General features: G+C 33.4%; 12 protein-coding genes. 2 read left to right on the top strand and 10 right to left on the bottom strand.

From position 1 onward, the window contains the following. Nucleotides 1-214 precede the first annotated feature (214 nt). The 6 genes from nifJ to EHE19_RS13845 form a co-directional block, all read right to left on the bottom strand. On the bottom strand, nt 215-3,760 hold the full coding sequence (gene nifJ, locus EHE19_RS13820) for a pyruvate:ferredoxin (flavodoxin) oxidoreductase (RefSeq protein WP_137696705.1): 3,546 nt from the start codon (nt 3,758-3,760) through the stop codon (nt 215-217). A gap of 959 nt (nt 3,761-4,719) precedes the next feature. After that, entirely contained in the window at nt 4,720-5,697 is a 978-nt protein-coding gene (locus EHE19_RS13825) for an SDR family oxidoreductase (protein ID WP_137696706.1), read from the bottom strand. 18 nt (nt 5,698-5,715) lie between these two features. Further along, the gene (locus EHE19_RS13830; RefSeq protein WP_137696707.1) at nt 5,716-7,035 is read right to left on the bottom strand and encodes a nucleotide sugar dehydrogenase; all 1,320 of its coding nucleotides are present in this window, start codon (nt 7,033-7,035) and stop codon (nt 5,716-5,718) included. 93 nt (nt 7,036-7,128) lie between these two features. Next, entirely contained in the window at nt 7,129-8,370 is a 1,242-nt protein-coding gene (locus EHE19_RS13835; RefSeq protein WP_137696708.1) for a hypothetical protein, read from the bottom strand. A 538-nt stretch (nt 8,371-8,908) separates the two neighbouring features. Next, nucleotides 8,909-9,784, bottom strand: a complete 876-nt coding sequence (locus EHE19_RS13840) for an RloB family protein (protein ID WP_137696709.1) — start codon at nt 9,782-9,784, stop codon at nt 8,909-8,911. A 12-nt stretch (nt 9,785-9,796) separates the two neighbouring features. Then, the gene (locus tag EHE19_RS13845; RefSeq protein ID WP_137696710.1) at nt 9,797-11,152 is read right to left on the bottom strand and encodes an AAA family ATPase; all 1,356 of its coding nucleotides are present in this window, start codon (nt 11,150-11,152) and stop codon (nt 9,797-9,799) included. Nucleotides 11,153-11,569: 417 nt separating this feature from the next. Between EHE19_RS13845 and EHE19_RS13850 the strand changes: the two genes are divergently transcribed. Next, a complete protein-coding gene (locus tag EHE19_RS13850) occupies nt 11,570-11,827 on the top strand; it encodes a hypothetical protein (RefSeq protein ID WP_137696711.1) in 258 nt (85 codons plus the stop codon). Nucleotides 11,828-11,845: 18 nt separating this feature from the next. Continuing rightward, nucleotides 11,846-12,073 carry a DUF2188 domain-containing protein gene (locus EHE19_RS13855; protein ID WP_137696712.1) on the top strand — a complete coding sequence of 76 codons (228 nt, stop codon included), beginning with the start codon at nt 11,846-11,848 and terminating at the stop codon, nt 12,071-12,073. Between the two features lie 108 nt (nt 12,074-12,181). Here EHE19_RS13855 and EHE19_RS13860 read toward each other — a convergent pair whose 3' ends face one another. The 4 genes from EHE19_RS13860 to EHE19_RS13875 all read right to left on the bottom strand — a co-directional run bounded on the left by EHE19_RS13860 (nt 12,182) and on the right by EHE19_RS13875 (nt 16,028). Further along, complete coding sequence (locus EHE19_RS13860; protein WP_137697024.1) at nt 12,182-13,093, bottom strand: metal ABC transporter substrate-binding protein; 912 nt, start codon at nt 13,091-13,093, stop codon at nt 12,182-12,184. 65 nt (nt 13,094-13,158) lie between these two features. Next, a complete protein-coding gene (locus EHE19_RS13865) occupies nt 13,159-14,061 on the bottom strand; it encodes a carbohydrate kinase family protein (protein ID WP_137696713.1) in 903 nt (300 codons plus the stop codon). A 39-nt stretch (nt 14,062-14,100) separates the two neighbouring features. Next, a complete protein-coding gene (locus tag EHE19_RS13870; RefSeq protein ID WP_137696714.1) occupies nt 14,101-15,342 on the bottom strand; it encodes a sensor histidine kinase in 1,242 nt (413 codons plus the stop codon). After that, the gene (locus EHE19_RS13875; protein WP_137696715.1) at nt 15,339-16,028 is read right to left on the bottom strand and encodes a response regulator transcription factor; all 690 of its coding nucleotides are present in this window, start codon (nt 16,026-16,028) and stop codon (nt 15,339-15,341) included. The genes EHE19_RS13870 and EHE19_RS13875 overlap by 4 nt, the downstream gene beginning before the upstream one ends. Nucleotides 16,029-16,227 lie beyond the last annotated feature (199 nt).

Consider the following 16,227-nt stretch of genomic DNA (forward strand, 5'->3'; position numbering starts at 1 on the left):
GTAGCTTTCCATCTTAAGAATTGTAAATGCGGAAGCTTATCAATGGAAAGTTGGTTTAGAAATATTGCATGAACCATTACTAATCCAAGCAACTATTTCGGCAACAAACCATTGATAAGTTTAAACACCGACAGATTTTCTTAGTTGAAAAGTTGGGTTACTAATTAATTACGCCATGTTCTCTCAAACTTGGTTCTATAGCTTTTCAAACCGATTATTTATAAAGCTCTACCAACTTTAACAAGTGTTCGTAACGCTCCATAGCAGCTTTTTCAGATGCTGCGAAGAGTTCCTTTGCACGTTCTGGGAACTGACGAGCCAAGCTTGTATAACGTGTTTCGTTATTCAAGAAATCTTGGTATGATCCATCACTTGGTTTTGAAGTCAATGTAAATGGATTCTTTCCTTCTGCCTTAAGAGCTGGGTTAAAGGAGAATAAGTTCCAGTATCCTGACTTAACAGCAGCCTTCATTTCATCCTGACAGTGGTTCATGCCACCCTTAACTCCGTGAAGTTCACAAGGTGAATATCCAATGATAAGTGAAGGTCCTGGATAAGCTTCTGCTTCAGCAATAACTTTAATAGCCTGAGCTGGGTTAGCACCAAGAGCAATCTGTGCTACATATACATAGCCATAGCTCATAGCGATTTCAGCAAGGTTTTTCTTTCCGATTTCCTTACCAGCAGCAGCGAATTGACAAACCTCACCGATGTTGGAAGCCTTAGAAGCCTGACCACCTGTATTTGAATACATTTCTGTATCGAATACAAATACGTTTACATTATCACCTGATGCAAGTACATGGTCAAGTCCACCGAATCCGATATCATATGCCCATCCATCACCACCGAGTATCCATACAGACTTCTTGGAGAGGTACTGTTTCTTGTCAAGAACTTCTTTTGAAAGCTCACATCCAGCAGCAGCAGCTTTTTCAAGTTCAACGATTAATGCATCAGCAGCAGCACCGTTTTCTCTTGTATTTTCTTTTGTTTCCATAAACTTATCATAAGCAGCTTTAAACTCAGCTGTTACTTTATCAGAAGCAGCAATTTCGTTAAGCTTTTCGATAGCTTGGTCACGGAGTACTTTCTGACCTAAGTACATACCATATCCGTGTTCTGCGTTATCTTCAAATAATGAGTTAGCCCATGCTGGACCCTTATTTGAATCCTTATTTACTGTATATGGACATGTTGCAGCAGGACCACCCCAGATAGAAGAACATCCTGTAGCATTTGAAATATACATGTGTTCACCGAAGAGCTGAGTAATTAAACGAGCATAAGATGTTTCAGCACAACCAGCACAGCTTCCTGAGAATTCGAGAAGTGGCTGACAGAACTGTGAACCCTTAACTGTTGTAGCATCTGGCACTCCTGGTTTCTTACTTACATTAGCAACTAAGTAATCAAATACTGGCTGCTCATGTGCTTGTGATTCCTGAGGTACCATTTTGATAGCATCCTTAGGACAAACTGTAATACACTCTCCACATCCCATACAGTCAAGTGGAGTAACACTCATTGTAAACTTGTATTCGCTAGCCTTTGGTTTAGTATCAGCAAGCTTAATATTTGAAGGAGCAGCCTTTACTTCATCCTCACTTAGTAAGAATGGACGAATAGTAGCATGTGAACATACAAATGAACAGCTGTTACACTGAATACATTTTTCTGGATCCCATTCTGGAACATTTACAGCAGTACCACGTTTTTCATAAGCAGCAGCGCCTAATTCAAACTGTCCGTCTGCAATATCCTTGAAGGCTGATACTGGTAGGCTATCACCATCCATTAATGCCATAGGAATCATAAGTTCTTTAACCATCTTAACTACTTCTGGACGGCCCTTTAATTCTGGTGCTGGAGCGTCTGGCTCAGGATTTGACCATGAAGCTGGAACTTCAACTTTGTGTATAGCTTCTACACCAGCATCAATTGCCTTGTAGTTCATTTCTACAATTGCATCACCTTTTTTGCCATATGACTTCTTAGCAGCAGCTTTCATTAATTCAACAGCCTGCTCGATTGGCAATACATTTGCCAATTTGAAGAATGCAGATTGAAGAATAGTATTAGTACGTTTACCCATTCCTATCTCAGCTGCTTTATCAATAGCATTGATTGTGTATAATTGAATATTGTTATCTGCAATATATTTCTTTGCAGCAGCATTTAAATTAGCTGCTAATTCTTCATCAGACCATTGGCAGTTAATTAAGAATATTCCACCTGGCTTAACATCCTGAACCATCTTATATCCTTTAACAACATATGATGGACTGTGACATGCAACAAAGTCAGCCTGATTTATGTAATATGGGCTCTTAATTGGCTTATCACCAAAACGAAGATGTGATATTGTAATACCACCAGTCTTCTTAGAGTCATACTGGAAGTATGCTTGTATGTACTTGTCAGTGTTGTCACCGATAATCTTTGTTGAGTTCTTGTTAGCACCAACAGTACCGTCTCCACCAAGACCCCAGAATTTACATTCTACAGTACCTGGAGCAGATGTAATAGGAGCTGGCTTGATTTCTGGTAAGCTCAAGTTTGTAACATCATCTACGATACCAATAGTGAAACGTGATTTAGGTTCATCTTTTTTCAATTCTGTATAAACAGCAAATACAGATGAAGGAGGAGTATCCTTTGAACCAAGTCCATAACGTCCATTAACAACTACTATATCATGCATTCCTGCTTCACGAAGTGTTGTAGCAACATCAAGGTAAAGTGGCTCACCTAATGCGCCTGGCTCTTTTGTACGGTCAAGAACAGCAATTTTCTTAACTGTTTTTGGAATAACTTTGAGAAGGCTCTTTGAAGACCAAGGACGGTATAAACGAACCTTGATAAGTCCAACCTTTTCACCTGCAGCTGTTAAGTAATCAACAACCTCTTCAGCTACATCACAGAATGAACCCATACAAACGATAACGCGTTCTGCATCTGGAGCTCCGTAGTAATTGAATAAATCATAATTTGTACCTATTTTTTCATTTACCTTAGCCATGTATTTTTCAACTATAGCTGGCAATTCATCATAAACTTTATTACAAGCCTCGCGGTGCTGGAAGAAAACGTCTCCGTTTTCATGTGAACCACGCATAGCTGGTTTTTCTGGGTTTAATGCATGATCACGGAAAGCCTTAACAGCATCCATGTTGCACATTTCTTTTAAATCTTCATAATCCCAAACTTCTATTTTCTGCATTTCATGTGATGTACGGAAACCATCAAAGAAATTTAAGAATGGAACTCTTCCTTCTATTGAAGCAAGATGCGCTACAGCACTCAAATCCATAACTTCTTGCGGATTTGATTCAGCTAACATAGCAAAACCTGTTTGACGACATGCATAAACGTCACTGTGGTCACCGAATATATTCAATGACTGAGCAGCAACTGTACGTGCTGATACATCAAATACGCATGGCAATTGCTCACCAGCTATTTTATACATATTAGGAATCATTAAAAGCAGACCCTGTGATGCTGTAAATGTTGTTGTAAGAGCACCTGCAGCAAGAGAACCATGTACTGTTCCTGCAGCACCAGCTTCGGACTGCATCTCAACTACTTTAACTGTATTGCCAAAAATGTTTTTTCTGCCAGCAGCAGACCACATGTCACAGCAATCAGCCATTGGACTTGACGGTGTAATTGGGTAAATGCCGGCAACTTCAGTATATGCATACGCTACGTGTGCAGCAGCTGTATTACCGTCCATTGATTGTTTACGTCTTGACATTATACTTCCTCCTTAATTCTAATAATACTCTTCAACGAAATAGTCTATCATTTATTTGCTTTTTCGTAAAGGCTTCAAAAATTTAAGATACTATAATTTTGTATACAGTATTTTTATAATAGTATTATAACAAATAAATAAGCTGACATCAAACAAAAAACAATGTCAGCTAGCATAAAAATTAAAAATTTAACAATCTATTAACATATTGCAAGAAAAAGCATCAAAAAAAATTACGCATAACGTCTTACTTATTAAAGTTTTATTTAATATTCTCTTTCGTATCTACAATTATATAAAGGCTTTTTAAGTTTTTTAGTAATTTTAAAACTTAACTTTTATAGTTGTAAATTCAGGATTATCTGGCAACACACCATCCTTAGGTCTAAAAAAACTTTTAAATTAAGATTTCTTGGCTCAAAAATACTATTTGCTGTGTTATGTCGTTATAAAGTGAGCCTTCAGCTTGGTCTCCAATACCAGTGTTACAAAACAATAATTCTGTATACTAATAACATTTTGCAAAAAAATAGTACTAAGCAATATATATCTAATTGCAAAGCTCGTTTAGAAATTGATGCTAGAAAATGTAGATGAAGAACAAGCATTGTAGCCGACACAGCTGCATGACGTAGCTGTGAATATTAACCAGAGATAGAATGCCTTTATGTAATACGGTCAGCGAAAGTACTTGTTTCTCCACCGTAACTATTTCAGCATCAATTTCGTGAGCAAACTATAGATACATATTGCACGGGAGTACTATTTAAGCAATTCACCCTTGATATATCATATTTTTTGTTTTGCAATAGCCCAATTATATATTTTTTACAGATAAATTTTTAATTAGAATACACAATTTTATCCGTTAGAAATATTGCATATGTTCAATGATTTCTTATTGTAGGAAAATCTATCTATTCAAAAAACAATCTATTCGAAATATCTATCTGAATTTGCTAATCTAGATTATGTCTGTACCAATCAATAGTAAGTTTTATTCCTTTTGAAAAATCATAATTAGGATTATATCCCAATATTCTTTTTGCTTTACTTATATCAGCATTACTATGCTTGATGTCACCTTTACGCTCATAAGTAAAGACAGGTTTAATTTCTTTGCCTAAAACTCTGCAAAGTTCATTATACACATCAATCAAGCATTCTCTTCCTCCATAAGCTATGTTAAAAACCTCGCCCGCCGCTTCCTTCGGAGCCTTACAGGCTTTGAAATTTGCCTCAATTACATTTTCTATGTAAGTAAAGTCTCGGCTTTGCATTCCATCCCCATTTATTTCAGGCTGCTCATTATTTAACAGCTGTTTAACAAACCTTGGAATTACAGCTGCATAAGCCCCATTAGGATCCTGTCTTTTTCCAAAAACATTAAAATATCTTAAACCATAAGTGTCTAAACCATATAATTCTGAATATAATTTTGCATATTCTTCACCTACACGCTTTGTAACAGCATAAGGAGAAAGCAATTTCCCTTCTCTTCCCTCTTGCTTTGGCAAACTTGGCTCATCTCCATATACTGATGAACTAGAAGCATAAACAAACTTCTTAACTCCATTTAATCTAGCAGCCTCCAGCATATTAAGAGTACCTTTAATATTAATTTCTTCATATAATAATGGCATTTCAATACTTCTAGGGATACTACCCCAAGCCGCCTGATGAAGAACATAATCAACATTTTTACATGCTTTCATACAGGTATCTAAATCCCTTATATCCCCGTTTATAAATTTGAAATTATGATTTTTTCTGAACAGTTCTATATTATCCTGTTTTCCAGTTGATAGATTATCCAAGCAACGAACCCTATATCCTCTGAAAAGAAGAGCCTCACAAAGATTAGAGCCAATAAAGCCGGCTCCTCCTGTGACTAAAAAAATGGCCTCTTTGCGAAATCTAATTTTACTATAACCCATAGCTGCCCAGCCCCTTCATTAAAGTCTCCAATATCTGTAACCAGCTTGCTGGAATTCATCTTTATTTAGTATAGCTTTAATATCAATCAGAACTTTGTTTTGGTTAGAAACCTGCTTAAACATTTTTTCAATATCTTCTTTTTTCAGCTGTAGAAATTCATTATGGCTAACTGCTATTATTACTGCGTCCATATTCCTGATATTATCTACGTTCTCAAATTCTATACCATATTCATGCTTCGCTTCTGCAATATCTGCTGTAGGGTCAGCAATTACAGGTATAATGCTATACTCCTTAAGTGCATTTACTATATCAATAACTTTGGTATTGCGAGTATCTGGACAATTTTCCTTGAAGGTAAATCCAAGTATGGCTACCCTTGCAGCTTTTACAGAAACATCTGCCTTAATTAATTCCTTAACTAAATTGTCAACAACATATTTACCCATATCATCATTAATTCTTCTTCCAGCAAGTATTATTTGAGAATGATATCCCAATTTCTCTGCTTTATAAGTCAGATAATAGGGGTCAACACCTATGCAATGTCCGCCAACAAGTCCTGGTGAAAATTTCAGAAAGTTCCACTTTGTCCCTGCCGCCTTCAAAACTGCATTTGTATCAATATTCATTTTATTAAAAATTATTGAAAGTTCATTCATAAAGGCAATATTAATATCCCTCTGTGAATTTTCTATTACTTTAGCTGCCTCGGCAACTTTAATGGATTCAGCCTTATAAACCCCAGCAGACACTACTAAGGCGTATACTTTTGCAATAGTGTCCAGCGACTCTTCATCCATACCTGATACAACCTTTATAATGGTTTCGAGCCTATGCTCCTTATCCCCAGGGTTAATTCTTTCTGGTGAATATCCTACCTTAAAATCAACTCCAGATTTCATTGCTGACTCTTTTTCCAGAATAGGTATACAAATTTCTTCCGTAACACCAGGATAAACTGTAGATTCATACACAACAATTGAGCCTTTAGTAAGATTTCTGCCCACAGTACGGCTAGCTGCTTCCACACATCTTAGATCTGGAGTGTGGTCTGTATTAACAGGCGTTGGTACTGCAACAATGTGAAATTTTGCTTCTCTGAGTTTTAATTCATCTGAAGTAAACTCAACTGTTGTATTTTTTATTATTTCATCTCCCACTTCTTTTGTTGGGTCAATGCCTTTTTGGTATAGCGCTATTTTTTCATTGTTTACATCATAACCAATGACGTTGGCTTTTTTTGCAAAAGCAACCGCTATTGGCATACCAACATATCCAAGGCCAATCACCGATATTTTTACTTTATGGTTTAATATTTTTTCGTATAAGCCCATTTCACTTTCTCCTTTAATATCAGCAAAATACTTGTTAGCAAGCCTGTGTCATAAGCCAAATGCAAATGAAAAAATAAACTAATAAAAATATAATTATTTAATTTTCAATGAATAAACTTGACGGTATTTCCCTGGAGCTCCATCAAAGCAAATTTCAGTGGAGTCTCTTTTCCACCTTGGATGCAAATCACATCTATTTTCATTTTTATAGCTAATGTTTGTGTATACTTTTGCTATTTTTGTAATCTTCTCAGTTTCCAAATTGCATAAAATTAAGCTTTGCTTTCTGTTAAAGCTTGGATAAGTATCCGTTATCATATATTTTCCGTTTGGAGAATAGGATGGATGTCCGTCAGTATTTAACACCTTGTCTCCAAAGATATGCTTTTCTTGGGATTTATCTGTTAGTAGATAATAATGTAATCCATCTTCATGGGTATTTGCCCAAGCTATAATTGTATTGTCATTCTTCCAATTACAATGGGACACCATGTTATCATCTAATAATACATACAGGTTTTCCCCATTTATATCAGCCGTAATCAGCCTGTCATACTTTACACCATTTAAAATCCAGCTATGTATAAACATGAATCTATCAGCAGATGGATTTATCATAATATGATTAACCTTATGAAACGCATGCATCATATCTATTCTTGTATAAAACCTAAACAAGTCACGGTACGTAAACATAGGCTTTATTTCTTTAGTAAGTAAATTGAGCCTCCAAATGCAAGTAGTATCAGGACAACTCTTATTTGCAGTGTCGTCAGGTATATTTATGTAACCAAACCCATGTCTAAATGTGTTTAGTCTTGAAAAGTCAAGTGTCAACGCAAAAGTACCATCTTGAGATATTGAGTAAATTGGCAATGGAAGTATTTCTTCTTCACCAGAAATGATGTTTAAAATAACTGAGCAGTATTTACCATTTCTGAAGTCATTGTAAATAATTCTGGTGTTATAATCAGGTCCAAGCCATTGCAGCATACATCCCTGCTGCGTATTCCAAGTTCTTGTTTTGGCTAATACTATTTCTTCATTTGTAGAAAGATTTTTCAAGATAATATCTGCAAATTGTGCTGAGACCGAATACTTGTCAGCATTAGCTACACGCAAATATATCATTCTGCTGCCGCTGGCATCCCACGGGCTTTTGTCATAGTATCCAAACATGTGCTCGCTCGTACTTCCGCTTATTTGCTTAATATCTGAGGGAAACGATTTTCTATCACTTAGTATATTACCAATATACTGATATAAATTTTTTAAAAACCGTTTTATTTGAGGATGCTTTGTCAGCTTATTTGCAATCTTACGCAATATAGACATATTCCAACCCCTTACCCTTTAAATACACAAGTTGACATAGTAGTATGTTTTTTCAATATACTTTGTCATACCCAAAACAGTAAAAACTGCTGTCCAATGTTTTATGTTAATTAAAAAGCTGAGATAGATTAATTTTTTAGTTCTACATCATTTTCAACCACATTAATTTTAGTATCAAGCGGTGCAAATGGTATTACCAATCAAAGAATCGCCTTCAGCTAATTACTATCATCTTTAGTTATTATATAAAATCATACTATGCAAGAAGCTTAAGAATTGTTCCAAATTATTTGAAATTTTAAGTCATAAACAAGTTAGCGAGAAATATTACGATATTATTTAACTAGAATAAGACTATAATAGAAAAAGAACTCTATAAAAATCATGTAGAGTTCACTTTACAAATACAAACTGGTTAGCTGATGCTATACTTTATTTATTTTGCCTAAAAAAAAGCAATTAATTTTTTATTTTTCGTTATAAATATCAATTTCATAACTAAACCGACTAATTACAATGTATAACTCAATTGTACATTTTACTTATATTTCTTCATCTCCTCAATTAGTTTCCAAATATTACACCCTATATTTGTTACTAATTCCTCTTCATCATTAGCAAATTGTTTTGCACGTTCTATTGCATCGTCAATATGCATCAAATAATTCTTTTTAAAATTAATACCACTTTTACCATGATGCATTTTTTCAGATACCTCTTTACTATTAAAAGTATGTTTGTCAGTCACTTTTGGATTCTTTTGTATTATATCAAGCCTTTCTTTATATTCTTCTTTTACATCAGATAGATGTAAAAGAAGCCAAAACTCAAAACAAGGATTAACTATGTAACATTTATAATTTCTAGCTTTATCTTTGCAGTATTGAATACATTCTATCATGTTAGTTTCTGAATGAGTCTGAATGTCTCTATCAATTAAAATGCAAAACTCATCTAAATCCTTATCATATTTCTGTAAATACCTTCTATAATTAATATCATATCCTATCTTCATCAAATCTGTTACAAAAGCATTTTTCTTTTTTTTAGGAATATCATTAGGATTGTTTAGATATTTTAAGATAAAGTCATTTCCATATTTATTTATAAATTCATTTGGTATGTCCTGAATTAAATTTTCCTTTCCAAGGTTACGTAATCTAATATATTCTTCTAATAATTCTATTACTTGCTGTGGAGCACAGTTAGTGTCCTTACTCCCCCTCTTTAATACTTCTACATCTACTTTAGAATTAATTCCAAGTTTTTTTCTATTAGCTGATATACCTTCAAAGTATTCTTTTTCTGTTGCATTACCTTCTACAGATAAAAAATAAATTTTTTGTGGTTCAACCTTATCTTCTTCCTTTTCTCGATCAAATGTTGTAGAAGCCAATCTATATCTATTTATCATCTGCTTCCTCCATTAAAATTTTTCTTCATCAAATATAGGAATTGCACCATATCTTCCTAATAAATAATCCTTTTCAATCCTTTTATCAAATCTTTCTTTAAATTTATTTAATGAATAAATTCTTGAACTATGATCTTCCTGTCGTTCAACAAACCATATTTCATCTTGCCTTAATAATTCTAAATCCAACAAATTAGAATCATGAGTTGTGGCTATTAATTGGCAATTACTATCCTTCGTTATGCTATAAAAACGTTCTAAAAAACGTCTTATTAAGACTGTATGAAGACTTCTGTCTATTTCATCAATCATAATTACACTATTTCTTTTATTTTCATAAAATAGTGGAACTAAATCAAACAAACGTTTTGTACCATCTGATTCATCAGCATATTCAAATAAATCTTCAGAATTCCCATGATTAAGAAGCATTTTGTTATATATGATATCTCCATTTTCATCTTTTCGTAAAATAAACACTTGATTATCCAGCTTAAACATTATCGGATTTTCACTAGCTTCATTTGAAATATCTATTTTAATCCTTTCTAACTCTTCCCTAGGTAAATCTTCTAATATTTTGTCAAAATCCATTGCTTGACATTGACCTTCTATAGACTCAATACCAGTGTCAAAATAACTCATTATTTTTGAAAAAAATAATTTTTTATCATTATCAGTTGCTACCTCATTTAATCCATTGTATTTAGAATTTGGAAATATAACTATTATATTTGTAAACCATTGATACACACCTGCTATTTCTGCAAACACTTTCTGCTTATCGTTTCCTCTCAAAGCTATATCACTCAAAATGGTTTTTCTTCGAAATGATTCCGAAATATTCTCACCAAAGTCTTCTAAATAGATACGCATTCTTGTATTTTCTTCTTGTGTTCCATGAGCGATTTCTGATTCAATATGACTAACACCACTTTCATCAACATTTCTATTAAACAAGTAAGTTTCTTCTCCATTTTTTTCTATTCTAACTAACCATTCTGATATAATTTCTTTCTTGAAATATGATATTGCTATGCCATAGGAATACTCATTCTGATTTATTATAATTCTATATTCAAATACTCCTGGTTTTTTATACTCTTCTTTATCTATTCTAAAATATTTCTTGTTCAAATCAACACTGTCAAGCCCAAAAAGCACAATTTCTCTAGAGAAATGTACCGCTTTGATTAGATTACTTTTCCCACCAGCATTTGCACCATAAATCAAACCACTTTTCAATATTTTTTTATTACCTGCTAAAAAAGTATGTTCTTTATGTCTAGAAATCTTACTTGCTATAAAAGATATACTTTGAGGTTCTTTAAATGATTTAAAATTTTTCACAGAAAAACCAACCAACATATTAATGCCCTTCTTTCTACATTTCTTTAACAATTACAGCCTTTATTATATTTATACTATATTTATATTATATTGATGCTATATTATTATATTATATTGTGAATTATTCACAATTGTCAAACAAATTTTATTATTTCCCCAAAAATATATTATTATTCAAAAATAATTTTGAGATTTTTTCACATTTATATTGACAATAAATTCTATTAGTGATATCTTTTATGTAGGGTGTTAGCACTCCTCTTTAGTGAGTGCTAACAAAGTGGTAAAAAAAAGATGGCCAATTAACCATCTTTTAAAATGAATCTGTGTTTCACAAATTCAAAGTCGCATTTGAATAGTACCATAATTAGAGTGAAACATCAATCATTTTGTAATTTATCTCTTTCCCGAGTAATTAAAGAAAGGAGAACAAATATGCAATTTGATGGAGCTAAAATAGAAGAGCAAGGAGTTACGTTTGCTATTGCTGTTGTTAAGCCTCATATTCTTTCTAGTCCAAACAAAGAGAAAATACGAATGTGGTTTACTTCATTTTTTGGAAATATTCCAATTGTTTTAGTGGCTCAAAATTCAAGAGGCAATTTTACTTATTATGGCAGACATGATATTGTAAATTTTCTTGCTAATATCAATCCAGCAAGAATACCTTGGAAACGTTATACTACTAACTAAGTAGAGAAAGGATTAATTATGGCAAAACAGCATGTAATTCCTAATAATGGTATATGGCAAGTAAAACGCGAAAACTCTACTAAAGCAACAAAGAACTTTGATACTCAAAAAGATGCTATTGCTTTTGGTCGTAACATTGCCATTAATCAACAAAGTGAGTTAGTCATACATGGGCGTAATGGTCAAATACGTAATTCAAATAGTTATGGAAATGATCCTTGCCCACCAAAAGATACAAAATTTTAATCTTATTTAACAGAAAAGGTATGCTGTCAAATCAACAGTATACCTTTTCCGTTTTAATTCCAAAATTGTTCAAGTCAATTTCTTTTTCTTTAGGCTCCTACATTCACCCTATTGATTCTGCTGAAAAGCCTCCACCAGCACCTTTAAATTTTCATCCATAGCTTTTATGTAGCTATCTGCGGAAGCATCTTTTTCACCTGTTACCACAGGGTCTAGCAAATAAACCTTTGCACCGGTTTGCTTTGCAATAGACTCTGCTGCCTTTTGTGAATATTGTGGTTCAGCAAAAAGCACCTTACAGTTTGTTTTCTTTATTGTATCAATCAATTCTGCAAGTTCTCCTGCACTTGGCTCTGTTCCAGGCTCACGTTCTACGACAGAAACAATATTAAGTCCAAATTCTTTTGCAAAGTATGGGAATGCTTCGTGGAAGGTAACGATATCTTTATTTTTAAATGCTGCTAATTCCTTATGCATTTTTTCACTTTGGGCTTCAAGGAGTTTAATGTATTCCTCTGCATTTTTCTTATAGGCTTCAGCATTTGAAGGGTCTAATGCAGCCAATCCATCCGCAATGTTGCTTACCTCTTTAATTGCTCCTGAAATACCAACCCATACATGTGCATTTTCTTCCCCGTTTTCATCTTTAATTAACTCTATTCCTTTTGAAGCTTCGATAATGTTTAAATCCTTTCTTTGCTCCATTACTTTTTCCATAAAGGATTCCATTCCTGCACCATTGATAACAAATGCATCTGCTTGTTCTAAGGTTTTTAAGTCTGCAGGAACTAACTGATAATCATGCAAACAGCCTGTTTGCGGCTCTGTCATGTTTTCTACCTTAACATTTTGAATGTCTTTAACAACGTTCACGGTAAAAATATACATTGGATAAAAAGAAGTAACTATTGTGAAATCCTTTTCATCTTCTGTATTTGTTGCTGTATTATTTGAACAGCCTGTAAAAATTAATAAACATAAAACTAATATAGTTGTAATTCTTAATACTTTAGCTTTCATAATGTATTCATGCCCCTTATGTGGATGGCACAAACTAAGTCCCCCTTTTTTAATAATATTTAAAGTTATGAATTTATCAAATCATTTATCATTTCTACGCTTGGTGGATTTAACGCAAATGGAAATCTGCTGCAAACTGTTGCTGCTGTAGCTGCTGCAAACTTAACAATATCTTCATCTGACATTTCTTTCAGCACACCATAAATTGCTCCTGCCTTAAAGGTATCCCCTGCTCCTAACGTACTTTGAACTTTAACCTTATAGGGCTTTAATCTATTTATAGGCTGATTTTTTCTTCCAAACATTATTTCTCGTGAGCCAAATGTAAATATTACAAGACCATTTGTATTTTCAGTATACATTTTAAATAATTCTTCTACATCCATATTAGGATAATTATTTCTTATAAATTCATTTGATACAACATTAACCTCACAGTACTTATTTATAAAGGAATCTGGCTTACAATCTATTGTTACGTATTTTTTGCCTAATTCATGACAATATTGTGCAACTAAATCAGTCTGCTCCATAAAAAACGGATCCAGCCCAACAACCTTTGCATTTGCAATATCCTCTTTAACGGGAGCATTCCACCTTTTAATAACATCATCATAATAGGCCCCAAACCTTCCAAAACAGGTCCTTGTATTTGTCCCTATCAAAATCATGTCTTGAACTCCGTCAAAGGTAGGGTCAACATATACACTTGACATATCAATACCAAATTTCTCAACTAAATATTTATTAAGGACTTCTATCGTTTTATTTCCCTGAAAATTCCCATCTATTTTTACAGAACATCCTAGTGCTGCCAATGCTATCGCACAGCTGCCGGTTTCTCCTCCCGGAAGTATGTAGCTTTCTTTAATTTCACCATAGGTGTCCGCTTCAGGATACTCACCTATTAATAAATTCATTGTGGATACAAGGGTCATTCCATACAAATATACATCATACTTCGTCATAGTTATTTCCTCCTTGATTTCTTAATTATATACCTGCAATTATAGTAATTTCATTAGCCTTACAATAAACTTTACACCTTGTCCTTCTTGACTATAAGCATAAATTGAGCCTCCCTGCCCTTCAATTATTGTTTTAGTAATATATAAGCCTATTCCAATATTTGTTGGACTGCTGCTATTAGAACCCTTGTAAAATCTATCAAAAATTTTAGGCAAATCTTCCTTTGAAATGCCAGAACCGTTATCGCTTATTACAATCTGAACAAATACATTATTTTCTTCCCAGCATATATTAATTTCACTGCCATATACACAATGCTCTATACTGTTTTTAATAATATTAGAAAAAGCCTCTGTAGTCCAGTTAATATCATGCATTACTGTTACTTTATTACTGCCCGAAACATTTATACTTATATTCTTCTCAGAAGCAATAAGCTTTAAACCAGCTATGCTTCTTTTTATAGTTTCAGATATTAAAGCTTCCTTCTTGTCAAATTCAACTACTCGTGCCTCCAGCTTTGCCATTTTCATCATATTTTTTATTAGCCATTCCATTCTGTCTAACTGGTTTTTACTCTCTCTAAGAAATTTGCGTTGCTCCTGTTCAGACATAGCTTTGTCATTTTCCAATATATCATTAAACATAATAAGGGATGCAAGAGGAGTTTTAAGTTGATGCGAGATATCAGTTATCAGCTTCTTAAGAAATAATTTTTCATTTCTTAAGGCTTGTAAAGTTTCGCTTAATCTTTCACTCATTGTATTTAATTGATATGTTAAATGGCCAATATCTCCCTCTTCTGTATCTCCGTCAGCTATGATGTATTTGCCTTCAATAACGGCTTCGGCATTAACACTTAACCTGCGAATCTTATTAAATATTTTACTAAAAGATAATGTAATAAATACTAAAAAAACTATTGCAAAAATAGAAATTACTATATATATTTTTGTATACGCATTTTTGTAAGCATTTTGCAGTGAACTATTTTTATCAATACTAAGGTTTTCATTATATGAGTATTTCTCTAATATCTTTTTACCATACTCGTAATTGTCTTGAAAGCCTTTAGTATAATTGCTTACAATTTCCTCTTCAATTTGTGGATATTGCTTTGCTATAGCACCTACTACAGCTATATTCTGCCGCAGCTGCATCGTATTTATAGTATTAGCAAAATCACTGAATACATAAATAACCATTGTACCAAATAATAAAACTAAAAATATCAATACTCCAAAAGTTAACTGTACCTCTTTATTTTTAAGCAGCTTCAAGGCTCTACCACCTCATTTTTCCACATATAGCCTATACCTCTTATGGTTTCAATGTGCTTATAAGCATCTGTCTCAATCTTTTCACGAAGCCTTTTCATATATACATTAAGAGTATTATAATCTACAAAATTTCCATCTATATCCCACAGTTTTTCAATAATAGTATTTCTGTTTAATACTTTACCTTTATTTTCAATTAACAAAAGCAGCAGCTTATATTCCACCGCAGTTAAATATACCTCTTCTCCATTTACACTAACCTTACATTTCAATGGCTCAACAACTATATTTCCACTTGTAATGGAGGTTGTCCCCACGCCTCCTAAGCTATTTTTCTGCCTTCTCATTAGGGCATTTATCCTTGACACCAATTCACTTGTACGAACTGGCTTTGTTATATAATCGTCCCCCCCAATATCCAAGCCAAATACCACATTGGGCTCATCATCAAGTGCAGTCATAAATATAATTGGCACATCACTTGTCAAACGAATATTTTTACAAAAATCATATCCATTTCCATCAGGAAGAGTAACATCGAGAAGAATTAAATTTATTTCTGCATTAAAAAAAGCATGAGCTTCTTTTATATTCTTTGCAATTGTTACAGAAAAGCCCTGTTTCTTTAATGTATACTCTATTCCCATCGCCAGAGGAGCATCGTCCTCTACTAACAAAATGTTCATTTTGCAATCTCCTATATATTATTGAACCACCATTTACTAATAATAGTCTTTTATATAGTAATAGTCGAATAGCCTATTCCCATTTATTTAAGCTGAATATGCTATTAATTATAACTTACATATCTTCTTACTCCAAGACAGTAGTGATAATGCTGTAAACTCTTTCTTGGAAGTAGCCCATTTAGATAAGTTTGTACGG

It is taken from the genome of Ruminiclostridium herbifermentans (genome assembly GCF_005473905.2).
Classification (GTDB): domain Bacteria; phylum Bacillota; class Clostridia; order Acetivibrionales; family DSM-1351; genus Ruminiclostridium; species Ruminiclostridium herbifermentans.